Source organism: Agrococcus sp. KRD186, from assembly GCF_017168255.1.
Classification (GTDB): Bacteria; Actinomycetota; Actinomycetes; order Actinomycetales; family Microbacteriaceae; genus Agrococcus.
Genome location: NZ_JABFAP010000001.1, coordinates 1,594,510 through 1,609,101, shown reverse-complemented (window position 1 = coordinate 1,609,101; position 14,592 = coordinate 1,594,510). Strand labels below are relative to the sequence as shown.

Below are 14,592 nucleotides of genomic sequence, written 5' to 3'. Positions count from 1 at the left end.
GGCAGCTGCGGGCGGCTACGGCCGCACGACCACGTTGCCGACCTTGCGGCCGGAGTCGACGATCTCGTAGGCGCGGGCGATCTCCGCGAGCGGCAGTGACGCCTGGATCACCGGATCGAGCTCGCCGCGCTCGAGCAGCGGCAGCAGGCGGCCGACGAGTGCGGCGCTGCCGGGCGCGGTGCCGGTCGTGATCGGTCCGCGCGACTGCAGCATCTCGCCCAGCCCCGCGACCGCGAGCACCGCGGTGCCGCCCTCGCGCACGAGCGCCCTTGCGGTGGCGGGCGTGAGCGTGCCGACGGCGTCGATGATCACGTCGAAGCGCCGGCCCAGCGCGGTCGGGTCGGTCGTGGTGTAGTCGACGACCTCGTCGGCGCCGAGGGTGCGCACGAGCTCGGCGTTGCGCCCGCTCGTCACGCCCGTCACCCGCGCGCCGGCGAGTGTCGCGAGCTGCACGGCGCTCGTGCCGACGGCGCCCGATGCGCCGATCACGAGCACGTCCTGCCCGGGCTGCAGCCCGGCGACGTCGTGCAGGAAGTGCAGCGCGGTGGTGCCTCCGAAGATCGCTGCGGCAGCGGCGTCGTGCGACACGCCCGCGGGCTTGTGCACGAGGCGCTTCGCCTCGATCGTCACCAGCTCGGCGTGCGCGCCCATCCGGCCGCCCGCCATGCCCGCGACCTCGTCGCCGATCGCGAAGCCGGCGACCCTGCTGCCGAGGGCCTCGACCGTGCCCGAGACCACCATGCCCAGCACCGTGCTGCGCGGTCCCCGCAGCCCGAGCGCGAGCCTGCCGAGCGTGCCCATGCCCGGTGGGAAGCTCGCGCCGCGGATGCGCGCGTCGCCGGCAGTGACGGCGGCCGCGGCGACGCGCACCACCACCTGGTCGGGCTTCGGCTCCGGCGAGGGGAGCTCGGTGAGCTGGGCGACGGACGGGGGTCCGTAGTGCTGGACGACGACGGCACGCATGCGGGTTCCTTACGCCTGTAAGAATGGGGTCGGGATGACCGTACCTTTACACTCGTAAGCCACGCAAGAGCGGATGTGCCGCATCCCAGCATCCGAGAGGAGCCGCCGTGCCGAAGCAGGCCGCAGCGAAGCCCGCGCTGAGCGCCCCGCGCATCGTGGCGGCGGCCGCCGCGGTCGCCGATCGCGAGGGGCTCGCGGGCGTCAGCATGCGCAGCGTGGGGCGCGAGCTCGGCGTCGAGGCGATGTCGCTCTACCACCACGTCGCGGGCAAGGAGGCGCTGCTCGACCTGCTCGCCGACTGGCTGATGTCCCAGGTCGAGCACCCGGCGCCCGACGGCGACTGGCGGGGCGGCCTGCGCACCCGGGCGCACTCGTCCCGCACGGTGCTGAGCGCGCATCCGTGGGGCACCTCGCTGCTCGAGTCGCGCCGCTCGCCCGGCTTCGCCCTGCTCGTCGGGCATGAGGCGGTGCAGGCGGCGCTGCGCGCCGGCGGCTTCTCTGTGCGGCTGGCCGCGCACGCCTTCTCGGTGCTCGACGCCTACGTCTACGGCTTCGTCGGCTCCGAGCAGCAGCTGCCCTTCGAGCCCGGCGGCGCCCAGGAGATGATGGGCGAGCTGGCGCCGATGCTCGAGCGCTTCCCCGCGCTGACCGAGCTGGTGGCCGAGCTCGTCGTCGGCAAGGACTACGCCTACGGCGACGAGTTCGAGTGGGGGCTCGAGCTCGTGCTCGACGGCTTCGCGGCCAAGCTCGCCGAGGAGCGCGAGGCCCCCGACTCCCGGTAGCGCAGCCGCCCGACGCCGGCCACCAGGAAGATGCCGAGCAGGAACGCCAGCAGCACCTGCCCGGTCGGCCACACCAGCCCCGCCCATCCGCCGTGCACGCCCGGATCGAGGAAGGGGTACGGGTACCAGCCGTCGATCATCCCGCCGCGCAGCCACGAGCAGCCCAGGTACGCGAGCGGGTACAGCATCCACCACGCCCCGCGGCCGAAGCGGATGCGCCTGGCGGTCGGCACCAGCAGCCAGTCGAGCCCGACGAGCCACGGGATCACCCGGTGCTGCGCGGCGTTCGTGAACTCGATCGACCACGACCACACCTCCTCGGGCTTCGCCAGCAGTACCGCGTAGACGAGGCCGGTCAGCACGATGTAGGCCGTCGCGGCGCCGCGCAGGTGGTCGAACCACGCGGGCCTGCGCGCCTGCGGCACCAGCAGCAGCCACAGCATCACCACGATCACGAGCAGGTTCGCCTGCACCGTGAAGTACGCGAAGTGCTCGCTGGCCCGCTCGCCCGAGGCGAGCATGTTCTTGATGTTCCAGGCCTCGGCCAGCACCGCCATCAGCACGATCGCGATGCGCCACGAGACGACGGGAACGGCACGGTCGTGGAGGGGCCAAGGTCGTCGCACGTGCCCATGGTGCCAGGGGACGGACGCAGGCGCGGACACGGCGCGGATGCGGCTGCGGCAGATCGCGCGCCGCGCGTGCGGGAGAATGGAGACATGGCAACCCAGGTGAACCCGCCGCGCGGCATGCGCGACTTCCTGCCGGTCGACAAGCGCGCGCGGGAGCGCGTGCTGCGCGTGATCCGGGCCGCCTACGAGCACCACGGCTTCGAGGAGATCGAGACGCCGGTGGTGGAGGATGCCGCACGGCTGCACGCCGGCCTCGGCGGCGACAACGAGAAGCTCGCCTTCGCGGTGATGCGGCGCGGCCTGACGGTCGACGACCTGCGTGCGGCCGAGGCGCCGCTCGAGCTCGCCGATCTCGGCCTGCGCTTCGACCTGACGGTGCCGCTCGCGCGCTTCATCGCCACGCACCGCTCGAACCTGCCGCCGGTCTTCCGCGCCATCCAGATCGCGCCCGTGTGGCGCGCCGAGCGCCCGCAGCGTGGCCGCTACCGCCAGTTCATGCAGTGCGACATCGACATCGCGGGCGAGCCCGGCATCACCGCAGAGCTCGAGCTGCTGGCGGCGACCGGCGACGCGCTCACCAGGCTCGGCATCCCCGACGCGTTCATCCGCATCAACGACCGCCGCATCCTCTTCGCGGCGCTCGAGCACGCCGGCGTCGCCGCCGAGCAGCACGAGCGCGCGCTCATCACGGTCGACAAGCTCGACAAGATCGGCCGCGAGGGCGTCACCGAGGAGCTCGCGGGCCGCGGCATCGACGGCGCCCGGCTGCTCGCGACGCTCGACGCGATAAGCGACCTGGCGAGCGCGGCGGCACCCCCAGACGATCGCGGGCCGCTCGCCGGCTTCGACACGGCCGTGCTCGAGCCCGTGCGCGAGCTGCTGGCGGCGGAGGTCGGCATCCGGCTCGAGTTCGACCCCACGCTCGTGCGCGGCATGGGCTACTACACCGGCCCGATCTTCGAGATCGCGCACCCCGAGCTGCCGTTCTCGATCGGCGGCGGCGGCCGCTACGACGGCATGATCGGCCGCTTCCTGGGGCAGGAGCTGCCCGCGGTCGGCATCTCGCTCGGCTTCGAGCGGCTCGTCGACCTGGTCGAGCTGCCCGCCGAGGCCGTCGCCGAGACGGTCGCCCTGCTGGTCGACAAGGCTGTCGAGCCGGCGGATGCGGTGGCCATCAAGCGCGCGCTGGTGGCGGCCGGGCAGACGGTCCGCATGCAGCGCCGCACCAAGAACGTGACGGGCCTGCTCGCGCAGCTGGCCGCATCCGGTGCCACGCACTTCGCCTTCGTGCGCCCCGGCGACACCGTCGACTCCCTCGAGCTCAAGCCCATCGCCTGACATCTCAACGTGCGAGGTGGTGGTTCGGCGCACCACCTGCGCCATACGACCACCTCACACGTTGAGATCGGGGAGGGTCGGCGCACGGTCGGTGGTCGTCGGCGCGGCGGATGCGGCGAGGGCTAGGCTCGAGTCGGCCATCCACTGCGATTCCCAAGGAGCACCCGTGGCACTCATCGACACCCTGCAGGCACGCGAGATCCTCGATTCGCGCGGCAACCCGACCGTCGAGGTCGAGGTGCTGCTCTCGGACGGCTCGGTGGGCCGCGCCGCCGTCCCCTCCGGCGCCTCGACCGGCGCCTTCGAGGCCTACGAGCTGCGCGACGGCGACAGCGCCCGCTACCTGGGCAAGGGCGTCGAGCAGGCCGTCGACGCCGTCAACGAGGAGATCGCGGAGGCCATCGAGGGCATGGTCGCCGACGACCAGCGCGTGCTGGATGCGACGCTCATCGAGCTCGACGGCAGCGACAACAAGAAGAACCTCGGCGCCAACGCCATCCTGGGCGTCTCGCTCGCGGTCGCGAAGGCCGCCGCCGACTCCTCCGGCCTGCCGCTGTTCCGCTACCTGGGCGGGCCCAACGCCTTCCTGCTGCCGGTGCCGATGATGAACGTCATCAACGGTGGTGCGCACGCCGACACCGGCGTCGACATCCAGGAGTTCATGATCCTGCCGATCGGCGCCGAGTCGTTCCGCGAGGGCCTGCGCTGGGGGACCGAGACCTACCACACGCTCAAGAGCATCCTGAAGGAGCAGGGCCTCGCGACGGGCCTGGGCGACGAGGGCGGCTTCGCCCCCGACCTCGCCAGCAACCGCACCGCGCTCGACCTGCTCGTGCAGGCGATCGAGAAGGCCGGCTTCACGCCCGGCAAGGACATCGCGCTCGGACTCGACGTCGCCGCGAGCGAGTTCTTCGAGAACGGCGTCTACCGCTTCGAGGGCCAGGACCGCACGAGCGCCGAGATGTCCGACTACTACACCGAGCTGGTCGACTCCTACCCGCTGGTCACCGTCGAGGACCCGATGGACGAAGAGGACTGGGACGGCTGGGCAGCCCTCACCGAGCGCCTCGACGACCGCGTGCAGCTGGTCGGCGACGACCTGTTCGTCACCAACCCCGAGCGGCTGATCGACGGCATCGAGCGCGGCGCCGCCAACGCGCTGCTGGTGAAGGTCAACCAGATCGGCACGCTCTCCGAGACGCTCGACGCCATCCGCATCGCCACGCAGGCCGGCTACGGCTCCGTGCTCTCGCACCGCTCGGGCGAGACCGAGGACACCACGATCGCCGACATCGCGGTCGCCGTGAACTGCGGCCAGATCAAGACCGGCGCCCCCGCGCGCAGCGAGCGCGTCGCGAAGTACAACCAGCTGCTGCGCATCGAGGAGGACCTCGGCGAGGCGGCGGAGTACGCCGGCGCCGGCGCCTACCCGCGATTCGAGGGCTGAGCGCACCCCGCATCAGCGAAGACAGGCGGTTCGGCCGCCTGCGGTGGGCACCCGCCGGTAGCATCGGCGGGTGCCCACCTCGTCTGACGTCGCCCTCGGGCAGCTGCGCGTGTCATGGCTGCTGCTGGTCGTCGTCGGGCTGGTGGTGGCTGGCTTCGTCGTGCTGGCCCCCACGGTCGGGCTGCTGCTCGAGCAGCGCCGCGACATCGCAGCGCTCGAGGCGCAGGTCGCCGGCCAGCAGGCGAACGTCGAGACCCTCCAGACCGAGGCCGCGCGCTGGGAGGACCCGGCGTACATCGAGGCGCAGGCCCGCGACCGGCTCTTCTTCGTCTACCCGGGCGAGACGAGCTTCGTGCTGCTCGACGACCGCTCGGCGCTCGAGACCGCATCGAGCGAGGTGCCGGCCGCCACGCTCGAGGCGCCCACCGACGACTGGACGGCGGCGGCCGCCGGCTCCTTCCTGCTCGCGGGCCTGACCGCGCAGGCGCCGCCCGAGCCCGGCCCGGCGCCGGAGCCGCAGTGATCACCGAGGCGACCGAGCGCGACCTCGAGATCATGGCCGCCCAGCTGGGCCGTACGATGCGCGGCGTCATCGGCATCGGCGCGCGCTGCGCCTGCGGCGCCCCCACCGTGGTGGTGACGAGCCCGCGGCTGCCCGACGGCACCCCCTTCCCGACCTTCTACTACCTCACCCATCCCGGTGCCACCGCATCCGCCTCGCACCTCGAGGCCGACGGCACGATGGCCGAGCTGCAGGAGCGGCTGCGCGAGCCAGAGATGGCGGATGCGTATGCCGCGGCCCATGCGGTGTACCTCGCCGACCGAGAGGCGCACGGGCATGTCGAGGAGATCGCGGGCATCAGCGCCGGGGGCATGCCGACGCGCGTGAAGTGCCTGCACGCCGTGCTCGCGCACGCGCTGGCGGCGGGCCCGGGCGTGAATCCGATCGGCGATCTGACGCTCGAGCTGGGGGAGTGGTCGCCCGCGGTGTGCGTCTGCGCACCGGGCGCGCGGGGCTCCGCCGCCGGAATGCCCGCATCCTGAGCGCGGTAGAATCATTGAGCATCCACATCTGATACCTGGGGAAGAAGTGCGTCTGTGAACAAGATCCTGATCGTCGGAGGCGGCTACGCCGGTCTCTACACCGCACGTGGGCTGGAGCGCCAGCTGGGCGACTCCGAGGCGGAGATCACCATCGTCGACCCGCTGCCGTACATGAGCTACCTGCCGTTCCTGCCGGAGGTCGCAGCCGGATCGATCGAGCCGCGCCACGCGGTGGTGACGCTGCGTCGCCACCTGGCCCGCACGAAGATCGTGCAGGCGAAGGTCACGAACATCGATCACGCGAACAAGGTCGCCACCATCAAGCCCGAGCTGGCTGAGGAGCGCACCCTCGAGTACGACGTGATCGTCATGACCGCCGGCTCCGTCTCGCGCACCTTCCCGATCCCGGGCGTCGCCGATGAGGCGATCGGCATGAAGACGATCGAGGAGGCCGCGGCCGTGCGCGACCGCCTGATCTCGAACTTCGCCAAGGCGGCTGCGCTGCCCGAGGGCCCCGAGCGCGACCGGCTCCTGAACGTCACGGTCGTCGGCGGCGGCTTCGCCGGCATCGAGACGATCGCCGAGCTGCGCGACTTCGCCACCTACCTGCTCTCGCGCTTCCGCGAGATCGCCTTCGAGGATGTCTCGTTCCACCTCGTCGAGGCGATGGGCCGCATCATGCCGGAGGTCTCCGAGCAGACCGCGCTCTGGGTCGTCGAGGACCTGCGCAAGCGCGGCGTCAACGTGCACCTCGAGACGCAGCTGCAGGGCGCCGTCGACGGCGTCGTCGAGCTCTCGACCGGCGAGCGCTTCGGCTCCGACCTGATCATCTGGACCGCAGGCGTCATGGCCAACCCGGTCGTGCGGGCCACCGACCTGCCGCTCGACGACCGCGGCCGCATCACCGCGCTCGCGACCCTGCAGGTCGCGCGCGACGGCGTCGTGGTGCCGGATGCCTGGACCGCCGGTGATGTCTCGGCCGTGCCCGACAAGTCGAGCACCCCTGGGCCGGGCGGCTTCTGCGTGCCGAACGCCCAGCACGCCGTGCGCCAGGCGAAGCTGCTGGCGAAGAACATCGTCGCCGTGCTGCGCGACGAGGCGCCGCGCGAGTACATCCACGCCAACGAGGGCGCCGTGGCGGGCCTCGGGCTCTGGAACGGCGTGTTCCAGAAGGGCAAGTTCGCCATCAAGGGCCCGATCGCCTGGCTGATGCACCGCGGCTACCACGGGATGGCCATGCCGATGTGGGAGCGCAAGCTCCGCGTGTTCGGCGACTGGTGGAACCAGTTCTGGCTGGGTCGCGACTTCGCAGAGCTCTCGGACCGCGAGCAGCCGCGCGTGGCCTTCGAGACCTTCGCATCGCGCCCGAAGCCCAAGGTCGACGCCTAGTCTCCGACCGCACGTCACAGCGCCGCGCCCTGCATCGAGGGGCGCGGCGCTGTCGTATGGTGGAACCTGGACAAGCGTCCAAGTCGAGCGAGGATCGGAGTGCGGGTGACGCGGAAGCCGGCTGAGGAGCGCCGCAGGGATCTGGTCGAGGCCGGCCTGCGCGTGATCGCCCGCGAGGGGATGCACGGCGCGACGGTGCGCGCGATCGTCGCCGAGGCGGGCGTGCCGCTGGCGACCTTCCACTACGTGTTCGACTCGCGCGACCAGATGATCGGCGAGGCCTACGCCTACGTCGTGCTGCCGCGGGTCGGCGAGGTCCCGACCCCGTTCTCGGCCAGCGCGAGCCCGGTCGACGCGGTGCGCGGCGTGCTGCACGATTGGGTCGACCGCTTCTCGGAGCACCCCGAGTACGAGCTGGCGGTGATGGAGATCATGGCCTACTGCAGGCGCACGCCGTCACTCGCCCATCTGCCCGGCGAGGTGCAGACGCGCTACGTCGAGATCGTCTCGACAGTCATCTCGGCGATCTGCGAGCAGCTCGAGGTCGAGCCGCAGCAGCCGCTCGATGAGCTCTCGCAGCTCGTGCTGCATGTCACCGACGGCCTCACCTACTGCATGCTGCGCACGGGCGACGCGGCGGCGTCGCGGCGCTTCGTCGAGGCGGCGGCGCCCATGCTCGCGGCGGCAGTGATGGGCGAGCGATGATGCCGCTCGACCTCGCGGCAGCCGGCCCCTGGTCGCCCGAGCAGCACTGGCAGCGGATGGATGCGGCCACCGCCGCGATCGACGGCCCCTTCGCCGCGGTCTCGCTCGAGGCGCTCGCCGCAAACACACGCGCCATGGTCGTTCGCGCCGACGGCACGACCCTGCGGCTGGCGACGAAGTCGGTGCGCAGCCGAGCCGTCATCGAGGCGGTGCTGGCCACGCCCGGCTGGCACGGCGTGCTGGCGGCGACCCTGCCGGAGGCGCTGTGGCTCTCGGCCACCGTCGACGACGTGCTGCTGGGCTATCCCACCACCGACCGCTCCGCGCTGCGCGCGCTCGCGGCCGACGACCGCGCGCTCGAGCGCGTGACGATCATGATCGACAGCGTCGAGCACCTCGACAGCATCGATGCGGCGATCCCCGGCCATCCGGAGATCCGTGTCGCCATCGAGCTCGACGCCGCGTTCGAGCTCGGGCGCTGGCGTGCCGGCGTGCTGCGCTCGCCGCTGCGCTCACCGCAGCAGCTCGGCGGGCTCGCCCGCGCGGTGGTCGCGCGCGGGGGCTTCCGCCTCGTCGGGATCATGTCGTACGAGGCGCAGGTCGCGGGCGTGCAGGACGGCACGCGCCGCGGGCGGAGTCCCGCGCTCATGGTGCGCGCGATGCAGCGCCGCTCGGCCGCCGACCTGCGCGAGCGCCGCGCCGCAGCGGTGGCCGCAGTGCGCGAGGTCGCGCAGCTCGAGTTCGTCAACGGCGGCGGCACGGGATCGATCGAGTCGACCGCGGCGGACCAGGCCGTCACCGAGATCGGCGCCGGCAGCGGCATCTTCGGCGCGCACCTGTTCGACGGCTACCGCGACTTCCGACCCGCGCCGGCGCTCGCGTTCGCGCTGCCGGTCGTGCGCAGGCCCGGCCCCGGCATCGTGACGCTGCTCGGGGGAGGCTGGGTCGCCTCCGGCCCGCGCATCGTCGACCGCGACCCGGTGATCGCCTGGCCGCCGGGGCTGCGCATCGATCCCGGCGAGGGGCCGGGCGAGGTGCAGACGCCGGTCCGCGGCGCCACTGCCGACCGGCTGCGGCTCGGCGACCGCGTCTGGCTGCGCCACGCGAAGGCGGGCGAGCTGTGCGAGCGCACCGACGTGCTGCACCTGGTGGCGGGCGATCAGGTCATCTCCACCCTTCCCACGTACCGTGGGGAGGGGAGGAAGCTGCTGTGACATGGAGGAACTGGGCGCGCTCGCAGCGCGCCGCGCCGAGCCGGGTGCACGCACCCACGACGATCGACGAGGTCCGGCGCGACGTGGAGCACGCGCGGCAGCAGCGCCGCACCATCCGCCCGGTCGGCAGCAGCCATTCCTTCTCTGCGGCGGCGCGGCCCGACGACGTGCAGCTGACCGTCGACGCGCTCCGCGGCGTGGTCGCGCTCGACGCGCCCGGACGCCTGGTCACGGTGCGCGCCGGCACCACCATCCGTGAGCTCTCCGAGCTGCTGGCCGAGCAGGGGCTGGCGCTCGACAACCTCGGCGACATCGACCGGCAGACCATCGCCGGCGCCATCTCCACCGGCACCCACGGCACCGGCATCCGCCATCAGTCGATCGGCGCATCCGTCGTCGCTGCCACGCTCGTCACCGCCGAGGGCCGCGTGCTGCACGTGAGCGAGACCGAGCGGCCCGAGCTGCTGCCGGCGATCAGGCTGGGCCTCGGGGTGCTCGGCGTGCTCGTCGACGTCACGCTGCGATGCGTGCCGGCCTTCGCGCTCGAGGCGATCGAGGCCGCAGTCGAGCTCGACGCCGTGCTCGACGACTGGCAGGGCCTGCTGCGCCGCACCGACCACTTCGAGTTCTACTGGTTCGCCGCCACCTCGCTCGCGGTGACGAAGTCGAACACCCGTGTCGACGGTCCGCTCGCCCCGCGCTCGGCGATCGGCCGCTTCATCGACGAGCAGGTGCTCACCGACGTCGGCCACAGTGCGCTGCTGACGCTCAGCGCGCTGGTGCCGGCCGCGTCGCGGGCGGTCAACGAGGTGGCCGCCAGAGGCATGGCGCGGGGCCGCTTCGTCGAGCCCAGCCATCAGGTGTTCTCCGCCGAGCGTGCGGTGCGCTTCCGCGAGCTCGAATACGGCATCCCGGTGGCGGCGATGCCGGAGGCGCTGCGCGAGATCGACCGGGCGCTGCGGCGCGCATCCCTGGTGCCCACGTTCCCGTTCGAGGTGCGCGCGATCGGCGCCGACGACGCGCTGCTGTCGACCGCCAACGGCCGCGAGACCGCGTACATCGCCGCGCACCGCTGGTGGCGCGAGGATCCGCGGCCGCTGTTCGAGCTGGTCGAGCCCATCCTGCTCGCGCACGACGGCCGCCCGCACTGGGGCAAGCTGCACTCGCTGCGGGCACCGCAGCTGGCCGAGCGGTTCCCGGGCTTCGCCGACTTCCTGGCGATCCGCGACGAGCTCGACCCCGAGCGCGTCTTCGCGAGCGCCTGGACCACGAGGGTGCTCGGCACCTGAGCGCAGCGCCGGATCCGCGCCGCGGATCGGCCTAGCATGGAAGCCATGGACCCCCTCCTCATCGTCTGGATCGTCGTCGGCGCCCTGGTCGTGCTGGCACTCATCGTGCTCGCGTGGGGCATCGCGGCGCGCTCCTCGCTCCGCCGACTCGGCGCGACGGTCGACGAGCGCTGGGAGGCCCTCGCCACCACCCTGGAGCGCCGCAGACAGGTCGCGGAGCCGCTGCTGGCCACGGCGGGCGAGCAGCAGCGCACGCAGGCGGCGGATGCGTTCACCGCGCTCGAGCGCGCCGACCGTCCCGGGTCCAAGGCCGCCGCCGAGGGCGAGGTGCAGCGGATGCTGCGCCCGCTCGTGCAGGCGGCCGGTGCGCAGCCCGCCGGATCCGACGCGGCCGAGGCGCGGGCCGCGCTCGCGACCCTCGACGACGACGCCCAGGCGCGCCGGCGGGACTACAACACCGGTGCGCGCGAGCTGAACGCGAGGGCGCGGCGCTTCCCCGCCTCGATGTGGGCGAAGTCGGTCAGGGCACCGCGGGAGTTCTTCGAGATCGACCACGCCGGCGCCGTCGCCGAGCCGCCCCGCATCCAGTTCTGAGCGAAGCAAACGGGTGTAGGTGTTCACTTTTGGCGGATGTTCACTGTACAGTGAACATGTGTCGAATATTGAACAAGCGGCGCGGAGCGTCCTTAGGTCTGCGTTGCCCCAGGCGCAGATAGACCTGGTGGCGGATCATGACCATGCTCTGCTCATCCGTCTCCCAGAGGGACTCGAGTATCGTCTGCGCCTCACATGGGCCGGCGCGGGGTATCCACGCGACGTCAACCAAGCCTTGCTGCGCGCCAGGCTCGATCGCGATCTCGTCGTGGTGGCAGAACAGCTGTCCTCCGGTTCCCGCGACCTGCTTGAAGCTCGCGACATCAACTGGCTGACGGTTGATGGATCAATGCGTCTGCGAGTAGGCCCGATCGCGATCGAGAGACAGCGACCTGGATCGCGCTCGGGGCAATCCAGGTCGACCATCGGTGCGTGGACTCCGTCGTTGGTCATCGTCGCCGAGCATGTGATGGTGGCGTTCCGTAGATCAGGGGCACGAGCGATTCCACCGCTCCGGGACCTCGCACAGCGCTCGAGCTTCTCGCTCGGCGCAGTGTCGCAGGCTGTCAGAGGACTGGTCGAACGGGGCTGGATCAGCACGCCCGACCGGACGGGAGCGCGCGCGCTCGTCGAGCCCGGACTGCTGCTCGACCAGTGGGCAGAAGAGGCTACCGCTGCCGGCCGACGGCAACGCCAGCGAATCACCACGCTGTGGGGATCGCAGGAGGAAGCGATGGAGGCACTGCAACGAGAGTTCACCGGTGAGATCGCCTTCAGCGGTCGGCTGGTAGCTCAAAGAATTGCGCCTCACTCCACAGCGCCCCGAGGCTTCAGCTGCTACCTCACGCAGACCATCGCCCGTGAGGACCTCAGCCGGCGCCTGCGCGCGATCGGTCTCGCATCGCGCTCGAGCGGCGATGACTCCATTTCGCTCACGCAGGTGAGGCGGGGTGTGCTCTCGGCCGGTGAGCGGCGGGCAGGGCTCGATCTCGTCTCGCTCGAGCGCGTGTACGCCGACCTCCTGGCGATAGGGGGAAGGGCTGAGGACGAAGCGCAGTTCCTCCGCGAGACGCTGATCGGGTACTGAGGTGACGACAGGGGAGCGGAGTCGCGCCGCTCGCGCACTGGCGGAGTCGGCCTTTGAGAGGCTCCTGGCTGCCGTCGGTGAGCATTGGCGTGAGATGGTGCTCATCGGCGGCCTCGTCCCGGAAACCCTGGTGTCTGCTGACGATCCCCATCAGGGAACAGTCGACGTGGATGTCTTGCTGCCGGTCGCCCTTGTGTTCGACCGGGAGGACCAAGACTTCGGATGGCTCGAGGGGGCGCTCACCGCGGCGGGCTTCGTCCTGGTGTCACCCAACACGGGATGGCGCTGGACCACGTCGGTCGATGGCGCAGCGATCGTCGTTGAGTTCCTGGCCGACGTGCCGGACAATCCTGGCCAGGAACTCGCGCTTCCCGGCGCTAGAACACTGTCGGCGAACAACTTGGCCGGCCCTGCACCCGCCTTGCGCGATACCCGAGAGATCGCCGTCGGTCGACATCGCGCGCGTGCAGCTGGCGTGGGCGGCTATCTCGCCGCGAAGGCGGCGGCCATCGTGGGACGCGGACTGGTGAAGGACCTATACGACTTCGCGTACGTGATCGTGCACTCGCTAGCGAAGGAGGGACCGATGCTCGCGCAGCATGTGGAGTCTGTTGTCGTACAGCGCCCGGAGGTCGGACGGGATATGCGACGGGAGGTGCTTCATGCATGCGGCCGATTTGAGACAATCGACGCCGTCGGGCCTCGTGCCTACGCAGCCGAGGCACTGAGGGCAGGGTCGACGAAATCATATGCCGAGCTCGCGGAAGAGGCCACGGAGTCGGTCACAGCGCTCGCGCAACTGATGACTGGCGGCGAAGAGTAGTCCCCGCCGACCACCGAGCAGGTCACGCTCACGACGAGCGTGCGGCCACTTCCCGCGCCCATGTGCCGGGACCGGTCACCTCGATGCGGTCGAGCCCCTGCCAGGCGGCGGCCTCGGCGAGCGCGGGCGCGAGCCGCTCGGCCAGCTCGCCCGCCCGCGCCGCGTGGCCGGGCTCGATCGTCGCGTGCTGCACCCGCAGGATGCCGGCCCTGCGGTCGCTCTTGAGGTCGACCCGGCCGACGAGCTCGTCGTCGATCAGCACCGGCAGCACGTAGTAGCCGTGCTGGCGCTGCGCGGCCGGCGTGTAGATCGAGATGCGGTACGCGAAGCCGAAGATGCGCTCGGCCCGCGGCCGGAACCACACGAGCGGGTCGAACGGCGAGAGCAGCGCGGTCGAGCGGATGCGTCGTGGCAGCCGGGTGCCGACGCTCAGGTAGGCGGGGCGCCCCCAGCCCGCGACCTCCACCTGCTCGAGCTCGCCCGCGTCGACCAGGTCAGCGATCGCGGTGCGTGCGTCGGCGACCTTCAGCCGGTAGTAGTCGGCGAGGTCGTCGAGCGTCGCGACCCCGAACGCGCGGGCGGCCCGCCGCACCAGCTCCCGCTGCGCGTGGGCGCGATCGATGCGCGGCTGCGGCTCGGTCAGCACGGCGCCGGCGGCTGCGTAGCGGCGCTCGAACCGGGAGCGGCCCACGGTGACCAGCTGCCCGCGCCGGAAGAGCACGCTCGTCGCCCAGTACGCATCCGACTTGTTCCACCACCCGCCCGGCATGCGCTGGTACTCGGGATGCTCCATCTCGCTCGGGCGCAGCGGGCCGCGCTCGGTGAACTCGGCCAGCACGTCGTCGATGAGCCGCGCGTGCTCGGCCACCCAGCGCTCGTCGCTCGGGCGCATGGGCTGCGACTGCTTCCAGGCCCACAGCGGCCAGTCGGCCACCGGGATGACGGCCGCCTCGTGCGCGACGTACTCGGTGTAGCCGCCCAGGCCCCTGCCGTGGTCGTGATGCAGCATGCGGTCGAGCAGTGCCCGGTCGTAGGGGCCGATGCGGGCCAGCAGCGGCAGGTAGTGGCTGCGCTCGAAGACGTTCACGGAGTCGAGCTGCAGCAGGCCCAGCCGGTCGATCGTGCGCTCGATCGTGCGAGCACCCGCGCGGCCGCGCTCGCCCGGCAGGGCGCCGTCGAGGCCGCTCGCGGCGATGGCGATGCGGCGGGCCTGCGCGGCCGAGATCCGGGGTGGCGTCACGAGTGGTGAGGCTAGCAAGCACCGCCCACGCATGCGCCTGCGCCA

15 protein-coding genes are annotated in these 14,592 nt (G+C 71.9%); 12 read left to right on the top strand and 3 right to left on the bottom strand.

All coding sequences use genetic code 11. The features are described 5' to 3' along the window. Nucleotides 1–15: 15 nt before the first annotated feature. Entirely contained in the window at nucleotides 16–963 is a 948-nt protein-coding gene (locus tag J1M46_RS07760; protein WP_206447290.1) for an NAD(P)-dependent alcohol dehydrogenase, read from the bottom strand. Between the two features lie 107 nt (nucleotides 964–1,070). Between J1M46_RS07760 and J1M46_RS07755 the strand changes: the two genes are divergently transcribed. Then, nucleotides 1,071–1,745: a TetR/AcrR family transcriptional regulator C-terminal domain-containing protein gene (locus J1M46_RS07755; protein ID WP_206447289.1), complete on the top strand. Its 675-nt coding sequence runs from the start codon at nucleotides 1,071–1,073 to the stop codon at nucleotides 1,743–1,745. Here the strand turns inward: J1M46_RS07755 and J1M46_RS07750 are convergent. After that, nucleotides 1,652–2,371: a Pr6Pr family membrane protein gene (locus J1M46_RS07750; RefSeq protein WP_206447288.1), complete on the bottom strand. Its 720-nt coding sequence runs from the start codon at nucleotides 2,369–2,371 to the stop codon at nucleotides 1,652–1,654. The genes J1M46_RS07755 and J1M46_RS07750 overlap by 94 nt on opposite strands. A 93-nt stretch (nucleotides 2,372–2,464) precedes the next feature. Between J1M46_RS07750 and hisS the strand changes: the two genes are divergently transcribed. From hisS to J1M46_RS07695, 11 genes are all read left to right on the top strand, one after another. Next, nucleotides 2,465–3,715 carry a histidine--tRNA ligase gene (gene hisS, locus J1M46_RS07745; RefSeq protein WP_206447287.1) on the top strand — a complete coding sequence of 417 codons (1,251 nt, stop codon included), beginning with the start codon at nucleotides 2,465–2,467 and terminating at the stop codon, nucleotides 3,713–3,715. Between the two features lie 166 nt (nucleotides 3,716–3,881). After that, nucleotides 3,882–5,162 carry a phosphopyruvate hydratase gene (eno, locus tag J1M46_RS07740; protein ID WP_206447286.1) on the top strand — a complete coding sequence of 427 codons (1,281 nt, stop codon included), beginning with the start codon at nucleotides 3,882–3,884 and terminating at the stop codon, nucleotides 5,160–5,162. A 70-nt stretch (nucleotides 5,163–5,232) separates the two neighbouring features. After that, entirely contained in the window at nucleotides 5,233–5,685 is a 453-nt protein-coding gene (locus tag J1M46_RS07735) for a septum formation initiator family protein (protein WP_206447285.1), read from the top strand. Between the two features lie 32 nt (nucleotides 5,686–5,717). Beyond that, on the top strand, nucleotides 5,718–6,206 hold the full coding sequence (locus J1M46_RS07730; RefSeq protein WP_206448637.1) for a DUF501 domain-containing protein: 489 nt from the start codon (nucleotides 5,718–5,720) through the stop codon (nucleotides 6,204–6,206). Nucleotides 6,207–6,260: 54 nt separating this feature from the next. Further along, a complete protein-coding gene (locus J1M46_RS07725) occupies nucleotides 6,261–7,595 on the top strand; it encodes an FAD-dependent oxidoreductase (RefSeq protein WP_206447284.1) in 1,335 nt (444 codons plus the stop codon). A 105-nt stretch (nucleotides 7,596–7,700) separates the two neighbouring features. Beyond that, nucleotides 7,701–8,300, top strand: coding sequence for a TetR family transcriptional regulator (locus J1M46_RS07720; protein WP_206447283.1), 600 nt, complete (start codon nucleotides 7,701–7,703; stop codon nucleotides 8,298–8,300). Further along, entirely contained in the window at nucleotides 8,297–9,514 is a 1,218-nt protein-coding gene (locus tag J1M46_RS07715; protein WP_241249059.1) for an alanine racemase, read from the top strand. Before J1M46_RS07720 ends, J1M46_RS07715 begins: the two co-directional genes overlap by 4 nt. After that, the gene (locus tag J1M46_RS07710; protein ID WP_206447282.1) at nucleotides 9,511–10,803 is read left to right on the top strand and encodes a D-arabinono-1,4-lactone oxidase; all 1,293 of its coding nucleotides are present in this window, start codon (nucleotides 9,511–9,513) and stop codon (nucleotides 10,801–10,803) included. The genes J1M46_RS07715 and J1M46_RS07710 overlap by 4 nt, the downstream gene beginning before the upstream one ends. Before the next feature lie 45 nt (nucleotides 10,804–10,848). Further along, the gene (locus tag J1M46_RS07705; RefSeq protein WP_206447281.1) at nucleotides 10,849–11,397 is read left to right on the top strand and encodes a LemA family protein; all 549 of its coding nucleotides are present in this window, start codon (nucleotides 10,849–10,851) and stop codon (nucleotides 11,395–11,397) included. A gap of 58 nt (nucleotides 11,398–11,455) precedes the next feature. Beyond that, nucleotides 11,456–12,484, top strand: coding sequence for a type IV toxin-antitoxin system AbiEi family antitoxin (locus J1M46_RS15765; RefSeq protein WP_206447280.1), 1,029 nt, complete (start codon nucleotides 11,456–11,458; stop codon nucleotides 12,482–12,484). 94 nt (nucleotides 12,485–12,578) lie between these two features. After that, nucleotides 12,579–13,307 carry a hypothetical protein gene (locus J1M46_RS07695; RefSeq protein WP_206447279.1) on the top strand — a complete coding sequence of 243 codons (729 nt, stop codon included), beginning with the start codon at nucleotides 12,579–12,581 and terminating at the stop codon, nucleotides 13,305–13,307. A gap of 28 nt (nucleotides 13,308–13,335) precedes the next feature. On the opposite strand, the gene J1M46_RS07690 is transcribed toward J1M46_RS07695, so the two are convergent. Next, nucleotides 13,336–14,547 (bottom strand): winged helix-turn-helix domain-containing protein, encoded by a 1,212-nt coding sequence (locus J1M46_RS07690; protein ID WP_342384317.1) that lies wholly within the window; start codon nucleotides 14,545–14,547, stop codon nucleotides 13,336–13,338. Nucleotides 14,548–14,592 lie beyond the last annotated feature (45 nt).

Excerpts from the sequence above, each read along its gene's own strand:
- J1M46_RS07705 (WP_206447281.1), top strand. The coding sequence starts at position 10,849 with ATGGACCCCCTCCTCATCGTCTGGATCGTCGTCGGCGCCCTGGTCGTG.
- J1M46_RS07760 (WP_206447290.1), bottom strand. The coding sequence starts at position 963 with ATGCGTGCCGTCGTCGTCCAGCACTACGGACCCCCGTCCGTCGCCCAG.
- J1M46_RS07695 (WP_206447279.1), top strand. The coding sequence starts at position 12,579 with ATGGTGCTCATCGGCGGCCTCGTCCCGGAAACCCTGGTGTCTGCTGAC.
- J1M46_RS07730 (WP_206448637.1), top strand. The coding sequence starts at position 5,718 with ATGGCCGCCCAGCTGGGCCGTACGATGCGCGGCGTCATCGGCATCGGC.
- J1M46_RS07715 (WP_241249059.1), top strand. The coding sequence starts at position 8,297 with ATGATGCCGCTCGACCTCGCGGCAGCCGGCCCCTGGTCGCCCGAGCAG.
- hisS (WP_206447287.1), top strand. The coding sequence starts at position 2,465 with ATGGCAACCCAGGTGAACCCGCCGCGCGGCATGCGCGACTTCCTGCCG.